At 73.9% G+C, this 17,298-nt stretch carries 1 protein-coding gene (running past one end of the window); it reads left to right on the top strand.

What is annotated here, in order from left to right; translation table 11 throughout:
- Positions 1 to 17,298, top strand: the 3' end of a protein-coding gene (locus OHS58_RS21500; RefSeq protein ID WP_328649606.1) for a type I polyketide synthase. It extends 29,859 nt beyond the left edge of the window; the window shows 17,298 of its 47,157 coding nt (coding positions 29,860-47,157); the start codon falls outside the window, past its left edge; it ends in the stop codon at positions 17,296 to 17,298.

The following is a 17,298-nucleotide window of genomic DNA, read 5'->3' as shown; positions in this document are numbered from 1 at the left end:
GAGCACCGCGCGGTCGTCCTCGACCCGGCCGGTCTGGCGGGGCTCTCCGGTGCCGTCACCGGTGAAGTCACCGACGGCGGCACGGCGTTCCTCTTCACCGGCCAGGGCAGCCAGCGGGCCGGCATGGGCCGCGAGCTGTACCAGGCGTTCCCGGTGTTCGCCGCGGCGTTCGACGCGGTGCGGGCCGAGTTCGACTTCGACCTCGACGGCGGTGACGTCGACGAGACGCAGTACGCCCAGGCGAACCTGTTCGCCCTGGAAGTGGCGTTGTTCCGGCTCTTCGAGCACTTCGGCGTCACGCCCGGCACGCTGGCCGGGCACTCGATCGGCGAGCTGGCGGCCGCCCACGCGGCCGGGGTGTTCTCGCTGGCCGACGCGGTGCGGCTGGTCTCCGCCCGGGGCCGCCTCATGCAGGCGCTCCCGGCCGGCGGCGCGATGGTCGCGATCCAGGCCACCGAGGCCGAGATCACGCCACACCTGTCGGACCGGGTGGCCATCGCCGCGCTCAACGGCGACGAGTCCACAGTGGTCTCCGGCGACGAAGACGCCGTGCTGACCGTCGTGGCACAGTTCAAGGGCCGCAAGACCAAGCGGCTCACGGTGAGCCACGCGTTCCACTCGTCCCACATGGACGCGATGCTGGATGACTTCCGTGCCGTCGCCGAGACGGTGACCTACCACGAGCCGCGCATCCCGCTCGTCACCACCGGCGGGACGACCGAGCCGACGACGCCGGACTACTGGGTCGCCCAGGTCCGCAACACCGTCCGGTTCACCGACGCGATCCGGACCCTGGAAGCCGCCGGTGTCACGACGTTCGTCGAGCTGGGCCCGGACGGCGTGCTGACCGCGCTCGGCCGCGAGATCCTGCCGGAGGCGACCTTCGCGCCCGCGCTGCGCAAGGGCCGCCCCGAACCGGACACCCTGGTCACGGCGCTGGCCGAGGCCTATGTCCACGGCACGGCCGTCGACTGGACGGCCCTGTACCCGGTGGCCGCGCAGGTCGACCTGCCGACCTACCCGTTCCAGCGCGTGCGGTACTGGCCGCGGCCGGGCAACGCTACGGGCGACGCCACCGGTCTCGGCCTGGGCGCGGCGGAGCACCCGCTGCTCGGCGCGGCCGTGAGCCGCGCCGACGGTGACGGGTTCCTGCTCACCGGCCGGCTGTCCACGCAGACTCACCCGTGGCTGGCCGAGCACGCGGTGGCCGGCGCGATCCTCGTGCCGGGCACGGCGTTCGTCGAGCTCGCGGTGCGCGCGGCCGACCTCGCCGGATGCCGCCAGGTCGAGGAACTGACCATCGAGGCCCCGCTGGTGCTCCCGGAGCGCGGCGCGGTGCAAGTCCAGCTCTGGGTCGGCGCGGCGGACGCGGCTGGGCGTCGCGAGCTGACGCTGTACTCGCGGGCCGAGGACGCGGCCGACCTGCCGTGGACCCGCAACGTCGGTGGTCTTATCGCCGCCGACGCCCCCGAGGTCCCCGAGACGCTCGCCGAGTGGCCCCCCGCCGCTCAGTCGGTCGAGGTCGGCTCGCGGTACGACGACCTGACCGCCGCCGGCTTCGGCTACGGCCCGGCGTTCCAGGGCCTGACCGCGGCCTGGCGCCGTGACGGCGAGGTGTTCGCCGAGGTCAGCCTGCCCGAGGACGTCGAGGTCACCGGCTTCGGTGTGCACCCGGCGCTGCTCGACGCGGCCCTGCACGCGGTCGGCCTGGGTGACCTGCTCGACGACGACCGGGCGCGCCTGCCGTTCTCGTGGGCGGGTGTCGGCCTGCACGCCGAAGGGGCCCGCACACTGCGGGTCCGGCTGGCGAAGGCCGGCCCGGAAGCGGTTTCCCTGACCGCCGCCGACGAGTCCGGCGCGGTCGTGGTGTCGGCCGAGTCGCTGGTGCTGCGCCCGATGGCGGTCGAGGACCTCGCGAAGCGGCCCGAATCGCTGTTCCGGATCGACCAGGTGGAAGTCCCTGGTGGACAGTCCACAGCAGACTGGGACGTGTACGACCAGGCCGGCACCGGCGACACGCCGGACGACGTCCGTGCGGCCACCCACCGCGTCCTGGCCGTCCTGCAGGACTGGCTGACCAAGCCGGAAGACGCCCGGCTCGCGGTCGTCACGCGGGGCGACAGCCTCGCCGCGGCCGCGGTGCACGGCCTGGTCCGCTCGGCCCGTACCGAGCACCCGGACCGGTTCGCGCTGGTCAGCCTGGACGTCGAAGCCGGATCCGAGGACCTGCGGGCCGCGCTGACGTCCGGCGAGCCCGAGGTGACGGTCCGCGACGGCAAGCTGTACGCGCCGCGGCTGGCCCGGGCGACGGTGTCCGCACCGGCGTTCACCACCGACGGCACGGTCCTGCTCACCGGCGGCACCGGCGCGCTGGGTGCCGCCGTGGCGGAGTACCTGGTCACCGAGTTCGGCGTGCGCCGGCTGGTGCTGACCAGCCGTCGTGGCCCGGACGCTCCTGGCGCCGCGGAACTGCGGAACGCCCTGGTCAGCGCCGGTGCCGAGATCGATGTCGTCGCCTGCGACGCGGCCGACCGCGACGCCTTGGCCGCGCTGCTGGCCGGGATCACCGACCTCAAGGCCGTGGTGCACGCGGCCGGCGTCCTCGACGACGGCGTGCTGTCGTCGCTGACGCCCGAGCGTCTCGACGCGGTGCTGCGGCCGAAGGTCGACGCCGCGTGGAACCTCCACGAGCTGACCGCCGACCTCGACGCGTTTGTGCTGTTCTCCTCCGCGGCCGGCGTGTTCGGCGGCGCGGGGCAGGGCAACTACGCCGCCGCAAACGCTTTCCTCGACGCACTGGCCACCCAGCGCCGTGCGGCCGGGCTGCCCGCGACGTCGCTCGCGTGGGGCCTCTGGGCGACCGGCACGAGCATGGCCGGGCACTTGGGCGACACGGACCTGGGCCGGCTCGCCGGCGCGGGCGTCGCCGCGCTGTCCACCGAGGACGGTCTCGCGCTGTTCGGCGCCGGTCTGTCCGCAGAGGACGCCGTGCTGGTGCCGATCCGGCTGGACCTCGCCGCCGTGCGGGCGTCCGGCCAGGTGCCGCCGCTGCTGCGCGGCCTGGTGACCGCCCCGCTCCGGCGGACCGCGGTCGCCGTGACCGGCTCGCGGCTGAGCCAGGACGGGATCCTCGACCTGGTCCGCGACGAGGTCGCGACGGTGCTCGGGTTCGCCTCGGCCGCCGCCGTCGGCGCGACCAGGGCGTTCACCGAGCTGGGCTTCGACTCGCTGACCGCGATCGAGCTGCGCAACCGGCTCAACGCGGCCACCGGGCTGCGGCTGCCGGCGACGCTGATCTTCGACCACCCGACACCGTCGGCGCTGGCCGAAGAGATCGTCGGACGCCTGTTCGGTACCGAAGAGCAGGCCGTCGCGGAAGTGACCACAAGGGACGACGAGCCGATCGCCATCGTGGCGATGAGCTGCCGGTTCCCGGGTGGCATCACCAGTCCTGAGCAGCTGTGGGCACTGGTCGAGTCCGGGCAGGACGCGATCGGCCCGATGCCCGCGGACCGCGGCTGGGACCTCGACGCGCTGTACGACCCCGACTCCACACGCCCGGGCACGAGCTACACCCGCCACGGCGGATTCCTGCGCGACGTCACCGAGTTCGACCCCGAGTTCTTCGGGATCAGCCCGCGTGAAGCCCTGGCCATGGACCCGCAGCAGCGGATGCTGCTGGAGACGTCGTGGGAGGTCTTCGAGCGGGCCGGGATCCCGGCGGAGTCAATTCGCGGCAGCCGGACCGGCGTGTTCGCCGGCCTGATGTACCACGACTACGTCAGCCTCCTCGAGCGGTCGAAGGACGACGTCGCCGGGCATCTCGGCACCGGCAACTCGGGCAGCGTCGTCACCGGCCGCCTGTCCTACCACTTCGGACTCGAGGGCCCGGCGGTCACTGTGGACACCGCGTGCTCGTCTTCGCTGGTGGCGCTGCACCTCGCGGCGCAGGCCCTGCGCAACGGCGAGTGCACGATGGCCCTGGCCGGTGGCGTCACGGTGATGTCGACGCCCGCCGCGTTCATCGAGTTCAGCAAGCAGCGCGGGCTTTCGCCGGACGGCCGCTGCAAGGCGTTCTCCGCGGACGCCGACGGCACCGGCTGGGCCGAAGGCGCCGGCATGATCCTGCTGGAGCGTCTCTCCGACGCCCAGCGCAACGGGCACCCCGTGCTCGCCGTCGTGCGCGGCACCGCGATCAACCAGGACGGTGCGTCCAACGGCTTGACGGCGCCGAACGGCCCGTCGCAGCAACGCGTGATCCGCCAGGCCCTCGCCGATGCCGGTCTGTCCACTTCGGACGTCGACGTCGTCGAGGCGCACGGCACCGGGACGTCACTCGGCGACCCGATCGAAGCACAGGCACTGCTGGCCACCTACGGCGCCGACCGCGCCGGTGACCCGCTGTGGCTCGGCTCGCTGAAGTCGAACCTCGGCCACAGCCAGGCCGCGGCCGGCGTCGGCGGGATCATCAAGATGGTCATGGCGATGCGGCACGGCACGCTGCCGAAGACGCTGCACGTCTCCGAGCCGTCGGGGCACATCGACTGGACCGCGGGCGCGGTGGAACTGCTCACCGAGGCCCGGCCCTGGCCGTCGGTGGATCGGCCGCGCCGCGCGGCGGTGTCGTCGTTCGGGTTCAGCGGGACGAACGCGCACACGATCATCGAGCAGGCACCTGCTTCTGCAGAGGTTCCCCCGGGCGAGGACGTCCTCGCCCCGCTGGTGCTCTCGGCGAAGACCGCCGACGGCGTCCGCGCCCAGGCGGGTCGTCTGCTCGAACTGTTCGAGGTAGACCCTCCGCGCATGACCGACGTGGCACTTTCGCTGATTCAGTGCCGCCACCGGATGGAGCACCGCAGCGTCCTGCTCGCGCGGGACGCCGAGGAGGCCCGTACAGGTCTCGCCGCGCTGGCCGCGGGGGAGCCCGCCAACGCCGTCCACGGCTTGGCGGGCACCGGGAAGGTCGCGTTCGTCTTCCCCGGCCAGGGTTCGCAGTGGCCGCGGATGGCCGTCGAGCTGCTGGAGACCTCGCCGGTCTTCGCCGCGCGGATGGCCGACTGCGCCGACGCGCTGGCGCCGTTCGTCGACTGGTCGCTGCTCGACGTCCTGCGTGCGGCGGAACCCCTCGAACGCGTCGACGTCGTCCAGCCCGCGCTGTGGGCGATGATGGTCTCGCTGGCCGCGGTCTGGCGCCACCACGGCGTCGAGCCGGCCGCGGTGGTCGGCCACTCGCAGGGCGAGATCGCGGCGGCGGTCGTCGCGGGTGCACTGTCTCTTGAGGACGGTGCGCTGGTGGTCGCGTTGCGCAGCAAGGCGATCCTGGCGCTGGCCGGACGCGGTGGCATGGTCTCCGTGCCCCTCCCGTCGGCCGAGGTCACGACGGCCATCGAACCGTGGGGCGACCGGATCTCGATCGCCGTCGTCAACGGGCCGCGGGCGACCGTGGTCTCGGGTGACGCCGACGCCCTGGACGAGTTCCTCGCCCGCTGCGAGGAGCAGGAGATCCGGGCCAAGCGGATCCCGGTGGACTACGCGTCCCACTCGGCGCACGTCGCGTCGCTGGAAGCGGAACTCCTGGAGGTGCTCGCCCCGGTGCGCCCGCGCCCGGCGGAGATCCCGTTCTACTCCACGGTGACCGGCTCGCTGATCGATTCCGGCCTCGACGCCGGTTACTGGTACCGGAACCTGCGCCAGACAGTGCGCTTCACCGACGCGATCGAGGCCATGGCCGGCCACGGCCACGACGTGTTCGTCGAGGTCAGCCCGCACCCGGTGGTCGCCACCGGCCTGCAGGACATCCTCGAGGACGCAGGTGCGCCCGCAACGGTCACCGGCACCCTGCGCCGAGACCAGGGCGGCTTCACCCGGGTGCTCACCTCGCTGGCCCAGGCCCACACGGGCGGCGCGCGGGTGGCGTGGGACACGGTGTTCAGCGGAGGCCGGCGGATCGACCTGCCGACCTACGCCTTCCAGCGCAGCCGCTTCTGGCCGGAACTCGCCGACACGGTCACCACGGGTGACGGGTTCGCCGACAGCTCCTTCTGGGACGCCGTCGACAGCGACGACCCGGCCGCGGTCGCGGCCGCGTTGGAGATCGACGGCACCGACGAGGAGACACTGCGGGCCGCACTGCCCGTGTTGTCGACTTGGCGACGCAACCGCCGTGACAAGTCCACTGTGGACAAGTGGCGGTACCGGATCGCGTGGACTGCTTTGGACTTCGAGGCCGCGAACCTGGACGGCGACTGGCTGGTGCCGGTCCCGGCCGGCGCGCACGCCGAGATCGAGGCGGTCACCGCACTGCTGACCACCCACGGCGCCCGGCCACACGTGCTCCCGATCGAACCGGGCACGTCGGCAGAGGAACTGGCTGCGCTGCTCCCGGAGCTGGAGTTCCGCGGTGTGCTGTCCCTGCTGGCGCTCGACGAGCGGCCCGACCCCGAACACCCCGTCGTCCCGGCCGGGCTCGCGCTGACCGCCGCACTGATCCGGGCGCTGGACGGCGTCGCGGCTCCGCTCTGGCTCGCCACCCGCGGCGCCGTCTCCGCAAGCCGGTCCGACCGGCTGACCTCGGCCGTCCAGGCGCAGGTCTGGGGCCTCGGCCGGGTCGCCGGGCTGGAGCACCCCGAACGCTGGGGTGGCCTGCTCGACCTGCCGGAAGACCTCGACCCGCGGGCCTCGGCCCGGGTGGCCGCGGTACTGGCCGGCAACAGCGACGAGGACCAGCTCGCGGTGCGCCCGTCCGGCGTCTTCGCCCGCCGCCTGGTGCGCGCCCCGCTGGACGAGCGGCCGGCGATCACCGGCTGGACCCCGCGCGGCACGGTGCTCGTCACCGGCGGTACCGGTGCGGTCGGTGCGCAGATCGCGCGCTGGCTGGCCCGGCACGGCGCCGAGCACCTGGTGCTCACCAGCCGTCGCGGTCTCGACTCGCCTGGCGCACAAGAGCTGGTCGAGGAGCTGACCGGGCTCGGCGCCCGGGTCACCGTCGACCCGTGTGACGTCGCCGACTTCGAGTCGGTGCGACGCCTCGTCGCCGAGCACCGGTTCACCGCGGTGCTGCACGCCGCGGGTGTCGGGGTCTCGCCGCCGCTGGCCGAGACCGGGCCCGCCGACCTCGCGGTCAATGCGGCCGCGAAGGTCGTGGGCGCGGTCAACCTCGACCGCGTGCTCGCGGATACAGAGCTGGACGCGTTTGTGCTCTTCTCCTCCAACGCCGGGGTCTGGGGCGGCGGTGGCCAGGGCGCGTACGCCGCGGCCAACGCCTTCCTCGACGCCTTCGCCGAACAGCGGCGCGCTCGCGGCGCGAAGGCCACCTCGGTGGCGTGGGGTGCGTGGGCCGAGGGCGGCATGGCCGAAGGCGAAGCCGGCGAGCAGATGCGCCGGCGCGGGCTGCGGCCGATGGCGCCGGAGCTGGCGATCTCGGTGCTGCAGCAGGCCCTCGACGCGGACGAGACGTTCCTCGCGGTGGCCGATGTGGACTGGGCGAAGTTCGCGCCCGCGTTCACGGCGCTGCGAGCGCGTCCGCTGATCGCCGACCTGCCTGAAGTGTCCGCTTTGGACGTCGAGGCGGCAGCAACAGTCCACAACGGACTGGCCGGACGGCTCGCCGAACTGCCCGCGGCCGAACGCAAGCGCGTGCTGCTCGACCTGGTCCGGGCCGAGGCGGCCGCGGTGCTCGGCCACGCCGGCACCGACGCCGTCCCGCCCGCCCGGGCGTTCCGCGAGCTGGGCTTCGACTCGGTGACCGCGGTCGAGGTCCGCACCCGGCTGGTCACGGCCACCGGGCTCAAGCTGCCCGCGACCCTCGTGTTCGACTACCCGACCCCCCTCGACCTGACCACGTTCCTGCTGGGCGAGCTGCTCGGCGCCGAGCCGGACACCACGACGACCGCGGTCGTCACGACCGGGTCCGACGAGCCGATCGCGATCGTCGCGATGGGCTGCCGGTTCCCCGGCGGCGTCCGCTCGCCCGAGGACCTCTGGCGGCTGGTCGCGGCCGGCGACGACGCGATCGGGCCGTTCCCGGCCGACCGCGGCTGGGACCTGGACTCGCTCTACCACCCGGACCCGGAGCACGCGGGCACGACCTACACCAAGGAAGGCGGTTTCCTCCACGACGCCGGCGAGTTCGACCCGGGCCTGTTCGGCATCAGCCCGCGCGAGGCCCTGGCGATGGATCCGCAGCAGCGGCTGCTGCTGGAGACGTCGTGGGAGGTCTTCGAGCGCGCCGGCATCGACGTGCGGACCCTGCGCGGCACCCGCACCGGGGTGTTCCTCGGCGCGGCGGCCTCCGGGTACGGCGCGGGCGCCGGTGAGCTGCCCGACGGCGTCGAGGGTCACATGCTGACCGGCAACGTCGGCAGTGTCCTTTCCGGACGGCTGGCCTACTCCTACGGGCTCGAGGGTTCGGCGGTCACGCTCGACACCGCGTGCTCGTCGTCCCTGGTCGCGCTGCACTGGGCGGCGCAGGCCCTGCGGTCGGGTGAGTGCTCGATGGCGCTGGCCGGCGGTGTCGCCGTGATGGCCGACCCGGGCGGGTTCGTCGAGTTCGCCCGGCAGCGCGGCCTGGCCGCCGACGGCCGGTGCAAGCCCTTCGCCGAAGCGGCAGACGGCACTGGCTGGTCCGAAGGCGTCGGCCTGCTCCTGCTGGAGCGACTGTCGGACGCCCGTCGCCACGGCCACCAGGTCCTGGCAGTCGTGCGGGGCTCCGCGGTGAACTCCGACGGCGCGTCCAACGGCCTCAGCGCCCCCAACGGTCCCGCGCAGCAGAAGGTGATCCGCCAGGCGCTGGCCAATGCCGGACTGTCCACTTCGGACGTCGACGTCGTGGAAGCGCACGGCACGGGCACCCGGCTCGGCGACCCGATCGAGGCGCAGGCGCTGCTGGCGACCTACGGCCGGGACCGGTCCGAGCCGCTGTGGCTCGGCTCGCTGAAGTCCAACATCGGGCACACGCAGTCCGCGGCCGGTGTCGCGGGCGTGATCAAGATGGTCCAGGCCATGCGGCACGGTGTGCTGCCGGCCAGCCTGCACGTCGACGAGCCGTCGACGCAGGTCGACTGGTCGGCCGGCGCGGTCGAGCTGCTGACCACGGCCCAGCCGTGGCCCGAGACCGGTGCGCCGCGCCGGGCCGGGGTGTCCGCGTTCGGCGTCTCCGGAACCAACGCGCACGCGATCATCGAAGCCGTTCCCGCCGAGGAACCGGCCGACGTGGTCGAGTCGCCGCTGCCGGTGCCGATCGTCCTTTCCGGACGGACGGCCGCCGCGCTGCGGGCCCAGGCGGCTTCGCTGGCCGCCTCGGACACGCCGGACCTGGACGCCTTCGGGTACGCCCTGGCCACGACCCGGTCCGCGCTCGACCACCGCGCGGCCCTGCTGGCCACCGACCACGACGACCTGCGGACGGCGCTGACCGCGCTGGCCGAGGACGTCACTGCACCCGGCGTGTTGCGCGGGGTCGCCCGCGACCGGGGACAGCTGGCCTTCCTCTTCACCGGCCAGGGCAGCCAGCGGACCGGCATGGGCCGCGAGCTGTACGACGCGTTCCCGGTCTTCGCCGACGCGCTGGACGCGGTGTGCGCCGAGTTCGACGCGCACCTCGACCGTCCCCTGCGGACGGTCCTGTTCGAGGACGGCGAGCCGCTGGACCGGACCGGCTACACCCAGGCGGCCTTGTTCGCCCTGGAAGTGGCGTTGTTCCGGCTCTTCGAGCACTTCGGGTTCCAGCCGGACTTCCTGGCCGGGCACTCGATCGGCGAGCTGGCCGCGGCGCACGTCGCCGAGGTCCTGACGCTGGCGGACGCCGTGACGCTGGTCGCCGCACGCGGTCGTCTCATGCAGGCGCTGCCGGAAGGCGGCGCGATGGTGGCGATCCAGGCGACCGAGGCGGAAGTTTCGGTATATCTGTCTGACCGTGTGACCATCGCCGCGCTGAACAGCCCGGACTCGACGGTCGTCTCCGGCGAGGAAGACGCCGTGCTGGCGGTCGCGGCACAGTTCAGTGACCGCAAGACGAAGCGCCTGGTCGTGAGCCACGCGTTCCACTCGCCGCTGATGGACCCGATGTTGGCGGAGTTCCGGGCGGTGGCGGAGACGCTGTCCTACGCGGCGCCGACAGTCCCGATCGTCTCGAACCTCACCGGCGAGCTGGTGACGCGATTCGACGCGGACTACTGGGTGCGCCACGTGCGTGAAGCGGTGCGGTTCGCCGACGGCGTCCGGACGCTCGCCGCGAGCGGTGTCTCGGTGTTCGTCGAGCTGGGGCCGGACGGCGTGCTGTCGGCCATGGGCCAGGCGTGCGCCGACGGCGAGTTCGTCCCGGCCATGCGAGCCGGCCGGGCCGAGCCCGATGCGCTGCTGACCGCGGTGCTCGGCGCGCACGTCCACGGCGTCGAACCGGACTGGGCCGCGGTGTTCGGCACCGCCGCCCGGCGCCGGGTCGAGCTGCCGACGTACCCGTTCCAACGGCAGCGCTTTTGGCTCCGGACCAGCGCGGGCGGAGACGTCACGGCCGCCGGCCTCGGCGCTACCCGGCACCCGCTGCTGCGCGCGGCGGTGGCCCGGGCCGACGGGGACGGGTTCCTGCTCACCGGGCGCCTGTCCACGCAGCTCCTGAGCGGCGCGGCACCGGGCTCGGTGTTCGCCGAGCTGGTCTCGCGGGCCGCGGACGAGGTGGGCTGCGGGCTGGTCGAACGGCTGTCCGTCGACGTGCCGCTCGTGCTCCCCGAACGCGGGGCGCTCCAGCTGCAGGTCTGGGTCGGCGAGCCGGACGGCGCCGGCCGCCGGGCCGTGACCGTCCACTCGCGACCGGAAGACGGCGGCGCGTGGACAAGGCACGCCGAGGGCGTGCTCGCGGTCGTGCTGCCGAAGATTCCCGAGTGGACGGACGAGAACGTCGTCGAGGTGTCGCTGCCGGAAGGCGTCGAGCCCGGACGGTTCGGCCTGCACCCGGCGCTGCTCGACGCGGCGTTCGGCGGCCTCTCGCCGGTCGCCTGGTCGGGGTTCGCGCTGCACGCCTCGGGCGCCCGTGACCTGCGGGTCCGTCTGACCGACCTGGGTGACGACACCGTTTCGCTGCACGCGGTCGACGCGGAAGGCACGGCCGTGGTCACCGCCGACGCGGTGACGCTGCGTCCGACGGAGTCCGTCAAGACCGTCGACTCGCTGTTCCGCATCGACTGGGTGCCGGTGCAGGCGGGACCTCCTGGCGAACTGCCGGAGGTCTATCGGGTGCCGGAAGGCGAGTCGCCGGAGGACGTCCACCGGATCGTCGGCGACGTGCTCGCGAAGCTGCAGACCGGCAAGAACCTGGTCGTCGTGACACGGGGCGCGGCCGGGCCGGACGCCGGTGCCGACCTGGCGGGTGCCGCGGTCTGGGGCCTGGTCCGTTCGGCGCAGTCCGAGCAGCCCGGCCGCTTCGTCCTGGTCGACACCGACGACACCGACGCGGTGGCCGCGGCCGTCGCCACCGGCGAACCGCAGGTCGTCGTCCGTGCCGGGGAGACGTTCGCACCGCGACTGGTGCGAGCGGCCGTCCCAGAAGAAGCGAAGACGCTAGGCGAAGGCACGGTCCTGGTCACCGGCGGCACCGGCGCCCTGGGCGCCGAGCTGGCGAAACACCTGGTCACGACCCAGGGCGTGCGAAGGCTGGTGCTCACCAGCCGCCGTGGGCCCGACGCCCCGGGCGCGGCCGAGCTGGCCGACGAGCTGGCCGCCGCGGGTGCCGAGGTGGACGTCGTGGCCTGCGACGTCGCCGACCGCGAAGCCGCGGCGACCCTGCTCGACGGGATCGCCGACCTCACCGCCGTGGTGCACACCGCGGGCGTCCTCGACGACGGAATGCTGGCGTCGCTCACACCGGAGCGCGTCGCCACCGTGCTGCGGCCCAAGGTCGACGCGGCCTGGCACCTGCACGAGCTGACCGCCGACCGGGAGCTGACGGCGTTCGTCGTCTTCTCCTCGGCCGCCGGGGTGCTCGGCGGCGCCGGGCAGGCGAGCTACGCCGCGGCGAACGTGTTCCTCGACGCGCTGATGCAGCGCCGCCGGAGCACCGGGCGGCCCGGGACGTCGCTGGCCTGGGGCATGTGGTCCGGCGCCGGCAGCATGGCGGCCCGGCTCACGGCCGCGGACCTGCGGCGGATGACCGAAGCCGGGATCGGTGCCCTGTCCGTCGCGGACGGCATGGCGTTGTTCGACACGGCAGTGTCCACAAGCGACGCCGTGCTCGTGCCGATCAAGCTGGATCTGCCGGCCCTGCGGGCGAGCATCACGGGTGACGTGCCGCCGATGCTGCGCGGCCTGGTCACCGTCCCGCGTCGCCGGGCAGAAGTGTCCACAGTAGACCGTAAGGAGCGGCGAGACACCCGGGCCCTGCTCGACCTCGTCCGCGCCGAAGTGGCGGCCGTGCTCGGCTACCGCTCGGCCGTCGAGGTCGAACCGGACCTGCCGTTCCGCGAACTCGGGTTCGACTCGCTGACCGCGGTCGAGCTGGCCAAGCGGGTCGGCGCGGCTACCGGGCAGACGATGCCCTCGACGCTGGTGTTCGACTACCCGACGCCGGCCGTGCTCGCCGCGCACTTGCGCGGCGACGAAGCGGACGACGTCATCACCCCCGCGGCGACCGACGACGACCCGATCGTCATCGTGGCGATGAGCTGCCGCTTCCCCGGCGGCGTCACGACGCCGGAAGAACTGTGGCAGCTCGTGTCGGAAGGCACGGACGCGATCACGCCGTTCCCGACGGACCGCGGCTGGGATCTGGCCGCGCTCTACAACCCGGACCCCGACCACAGCGGCACGTGCTACATCCGTGAAGGCGGTTTCCTCGCCGGTGCGGGGGAGTTCGACCCGGCGTTCTTCGGGATCAGCCCGCGGGAAGCGCTGGCCATGGACCCGCAGCAGCGCCTGCTGCTCGAGATCACCTGGGAGGCGTTCGAGCGGGCCGGGATCGACCCGCGGTCGGTGCGCGGCAGCCGGACCGGCGTGTTCGCCGGCACCAGCGGCCAGGACTACGGCACGCTGCTCGCCGACACCGAGGAAGCCGAGGGCTACCTGGCCACCGGCACCGCGGCGAGCGTCGTCTCCGGCCGGCTGTCCTACACCTTCGGGCTCGAGGGTCCGGCGGTCACGATCGACACGGCGTGCTCGTCTTCACTGGTCGCCCTGCACCTCGCGGCGCAGGCGCTGCGGGCCGGTGAGTGCTCGCTGGCGCTGGCCGGCGGCGTGATCGTCACGTCGACGCCGGGTGTGTTCGTCGAGTTCTCGCGGCAACGCGGGCTCGCGATGAACGGCCGCTGCAAGTCCTTCGCCGAGGCTGCCGACGGCACCGGTTGGGGCGAGGGCGCCGGAATGCTCGTGCTGGAAAGGCTTTCCGACGCCCAGCGCAACGGCCACCCGGTCCTCGCGGTGGTCCGCGGCAGCGCGGTCAACCAGGACGGCGCGTCCAACGGCCTGACGGCGCCGAACGGTCCCTCGCAGCAGCGGGTGATCCGCCAGGCCCTGGCCGCGGCCGGTCTGTCCACTTCGGACGTCGACGCGGTCGAGGCGCATGGCACCGGCACGAAGCTGGGCGACCCGATCGAGGCGCAGGCGCTGCTGGCGACCTACGGCCAGGACCGGGAGACGCCGTTGCTGCTGGGCTCGCTGAAGTCCAACATCGGGCACACGCAGGCGGCGGCCGGGGTTGCCGGGGTGATGAAGATGGTGCTGGCCATGCAGCACGGGACGCTCCCGAAGACGCTGCACGTCGACGCGCCGTCGTCCCAGGTGGACTGGACGGCGGGCGCGATCGAGCTGCTGACCGAGCCGCGCGAGTGGCCGGAGACCAGCCGTCCGCGCCGGGCCGGCGTCTCCTCGTTCGGCGTGAGCGGCACCAACGCGCACGTCGTGATCGAGCAGGCCCCGGCACCCGTGGTCCTGCCGGACGTGCAGGGCCCGGCCGTGGTCCCGGTCGTGCTTTCCGGTCACGACGCCGCCGCGCTCGCCGCGCAGGCGTCGAGGCTGCGCGAGCACGACGGCGAACCGGCGGAGCTGGCCTACGCGCTGGCCACCACCCGGTCCGTCTTCGAGCACCGCGCCGTGGTGCTCGCGAGCGACCGCGACGAACTGCTCGCCGGGTTGGACGCGGTCGCGTCCGGCGGCCCGGCGGCGGGCGTCAGCAGCGGGACGGCACGGGCAGGCGGGCTGGCGTTCGCCTTCTCGGGGCAGGGCAGCCAGCGGGCCGGCATGGGCCGTGAGCTGTACGACGCGTACCCGGTGTTCGCCGCGGCGCTCGACGAGATCTGCGCCGCGTTCGATTCCCGGTTGGACAGTCCACTCAAGACGGTCATGTTCACCGAGAACGACCTGCTCGATCGCACGGTCTACACGCAGCCCGCGTTGTTCGCCCTCGAGGTGGCGCTCTTCCGGCTGCTGGCGAGCTGGGACGTCCGGCCGGACGTCCTGGTCGGCCACTCGATCGGCGAGCTGGCCGCGGCGCACGTCGCCGGGGTGCTCACCCTGGCCGACGCCGTCGAGCTGGTCGCCGCGCGCGGCCGGCTGATGCAGGAGCTGCCCTCTGGTGGCGCGATGGTCGCGGTCCAGGCGTCCGAAGAGGAGGTCCTGCCGCTGCTGGCGGGCTTCGAGGACGTCGTCGGGATCGCGGCGGTCAACGGCCCGGCCGCGGTGGTCATCGCCGGCGACGAGGAGCCGGTGGCCGAGGTCGCGGCGCGGCTCGCCGCGCTGGGGCGCAAGACGAAGCGGCTGACCGTCAGCCACGCGTTCCACTCGCCGCGGATGGAGCCGATGCTGGCCGAGTTCGCCGCGATCGCGCAGCGGCTCGACTACCACGAGCCGACGGTGCCGCTGGTGTCCACATTGACCGGTGCGCCGGTCACCGCGGACGAGTTCCGGACGGCGGACTACTGGGTGCGCCACGTTCGTGCGGCAGTCCGGTTCGCCGACGGCATCCGCGCGGTGTTCGCCGCCGGAGTGTCCACTGTGGTCGAACTGGGCCCGGACGGGGTGCTGACGGCGATGGCGCAGGACTGCGCCGCGGTCGACGGCGGCACGCCCGTGGTGGTGCCGGCGCTGCGACGCGGGCGTCCCGAGGCGGAGGCTCTGCTCACCGCGGTGGCCGCGGCTCACGTCAACGGCGTCGCCGTGGACTGGGCGGCGCTGTTCACGCCGGGCCGGGTGGTCGCGCTGCCGACGTACCCGTTCCAGCGCGAGCGCTACTGGCCGGAGCCGGTGGCCGCACCCGCGCCGCGGGACGCCGCCGAGGACCGCTTCTGGGCGGCCGTCGAGCGCGAGGACGTCGACGAGCTGGCCGGGACGCTCCCGGCGGGCGTCGACCGCGAGTCGCTCGGCACGCTCCTGCCGGTGCTGTCCGGCTGGCGGCGGCAACGCCGTGAACTGTCCACACTGGATGACTGGCGGTACCGGGTGTCGTGGACCGCGGTGGCCGAACCGGAGACACCGCTGTTCACCGGCGGCTGGCTGGTGATCTTGCCCGAGACGGAGGCCGCGTGGTGCGGCCAGGTCGTCGAGGCGCTGCGGGCACACGGCGCCGAAGTGCGCACGGTGCGCGGCACCGCGAACCTCGTCGAGGACGGCCTCCCGCTGGCCGGGGTGCTTTCGCTGCTGGCCGTGGACACCCGGCCGCACGCGGAACACGGCATGGTCGCCACCGGCGTCGCGGGCACCCTGGAGCTGATCCAGGCGCTCGGTACGGCAGGCATCAACGCTCCCTTGTGGACGATCACGCGGGACGCGGTGTACGGCGACCACGTCGACATCGCCGGCGCCGAGGTCTGGGGCCTGGGCCGGGTCGCGGCCCTGGAACACCCGGACCGCTGGGGTGGCCTGATCGACCTGCCCGCGGTGCTAGACGACCGCGTCGCCGAACTGCTGGCGGGCGTGCTCGCCGGGGACGGCGTGGAGGACCAGCTCGCGGTGCGGGCCGACGGCGTCTTCGCCCGGCGGCTGGCCCGGGCACCGCTGCCCACGACGCCGGCCGAGCCGTGGCAGCCGCGCGGCACGGTGCTGGTCACCGGCGGTACCGGTGGTCTCGGCGCCCGGATGGCGCGGTGGCTGGCCGAGCACGGTGCCGAGCACCTGGTGCTGGTCAGCCGGCGCGGCCCGGCCGCGCCGGGAGCCGAGGAGCTGCGAGCCGAGCTGGTCGCGACCGGCGTCGAGGTCACCGTCGCCGCCTGCGACGTCGGGGACCGGGACGCGCTGGCCGCGCTCGTCGGTGGGCTGGACTCCCCGGTGCGCGCGGTCGTGCACGCCGCGGGCGTCAGCCAGGGCACGCCGATCGCGGCGAGCAGCGTCGCGGAGTTCGCCTCCGTGGTGGACGCCAAGGTGACCGGCGCGCTCGCGCTGGACGAGCTGTTCGGCGAGCTGGACGCGTTCGTGCTGTTCTCGTCGGTCGCGGCGACCTGGGGTGGCAGCGGCCAGTCCGGGTACGCGGCGGCGAACGCGGCCCTCGACGCGCTGGCCCAGCGGCGGCGGGCGGCCGGCCTGGCCGCGACGTCGATCGCGTGGGGCCCGTGGGGCGGCGGCGGGATGGCGGCCGAGGGGGAGCACGAGGAGCAGCTGCGACGTCGTGGCCTCCCGGCGCTCGACCCGGGCCTGGCCGTCGCGGCGCTGACCCAGGCCGTCGAGCACGGCGAGGCGGCGGTCACGGTGGCCGACGTCGACTGGGCGAAGTTCGCGCCCGGCTTCACCGCGCTGCGGCCGAACGCGTTCATCGCGGACCTGCCGGAGGTGCGGGCGGTCCTCGAGGCGGAGGTCGTCGAAGAGGCCGACACGGGCGCCGAGCTGCGCGGCAAGCTCGCGGAGCTGGACGAGGCCGGCCGGCGGCGGACGCTGCTGGAGCTGGTCCGCACCGACGTCGCGCTGGTGCTCGGGCACCGCGGCACGGCCGCGGTCGCGCCGGACCGGGCGTTCACCGAGCTGGGCTTCGACTCGCTGACGGCGGTCGAGCTCCGCAACCGGCTGACCGCCGGGACCGGGCTGAAGCTGGCCGCGTCGCTGGTGTTCGACTACCCGACCCCGCAGGACCTCGCCGCGCACCTGGGCCGGGAACTGGGCGGCGAGGACGGCGTCGCGTCGGTGTTCGGCGAGCTGGACCGGCTGGAGGCCGTGCTGTCGGCGGCCGCCACGGACGAGCTGACCCGCGCCAAGGTCAAGGTCCGCGTCCAGGCCCTGCTGGCGAAGTGGGAGAACGAAGAGGTCGAGGACAGCCCGGCGGGCGTCTTCGACGGCGCGTCCGACGAAGAGCTCTTCGAGTTCATCAACAAGGACCTCGGCCGCTCCTGA

The organism is Amycolatopsis sp. NBC_00348 (assembly GCF_036114655.1).
Taxonomy (GTDB): domain Bacteria; phylum Actinomycetota; class Actinomycetes; order Mycobacteriales; family Pseudonocardiaceae; genus Amycolatopsis.
The sequence above is the reverse complement of the archived record's forward strand: the minus strand, read 5'-3'. Positions and strand labels throughout refer to the sequence as shown.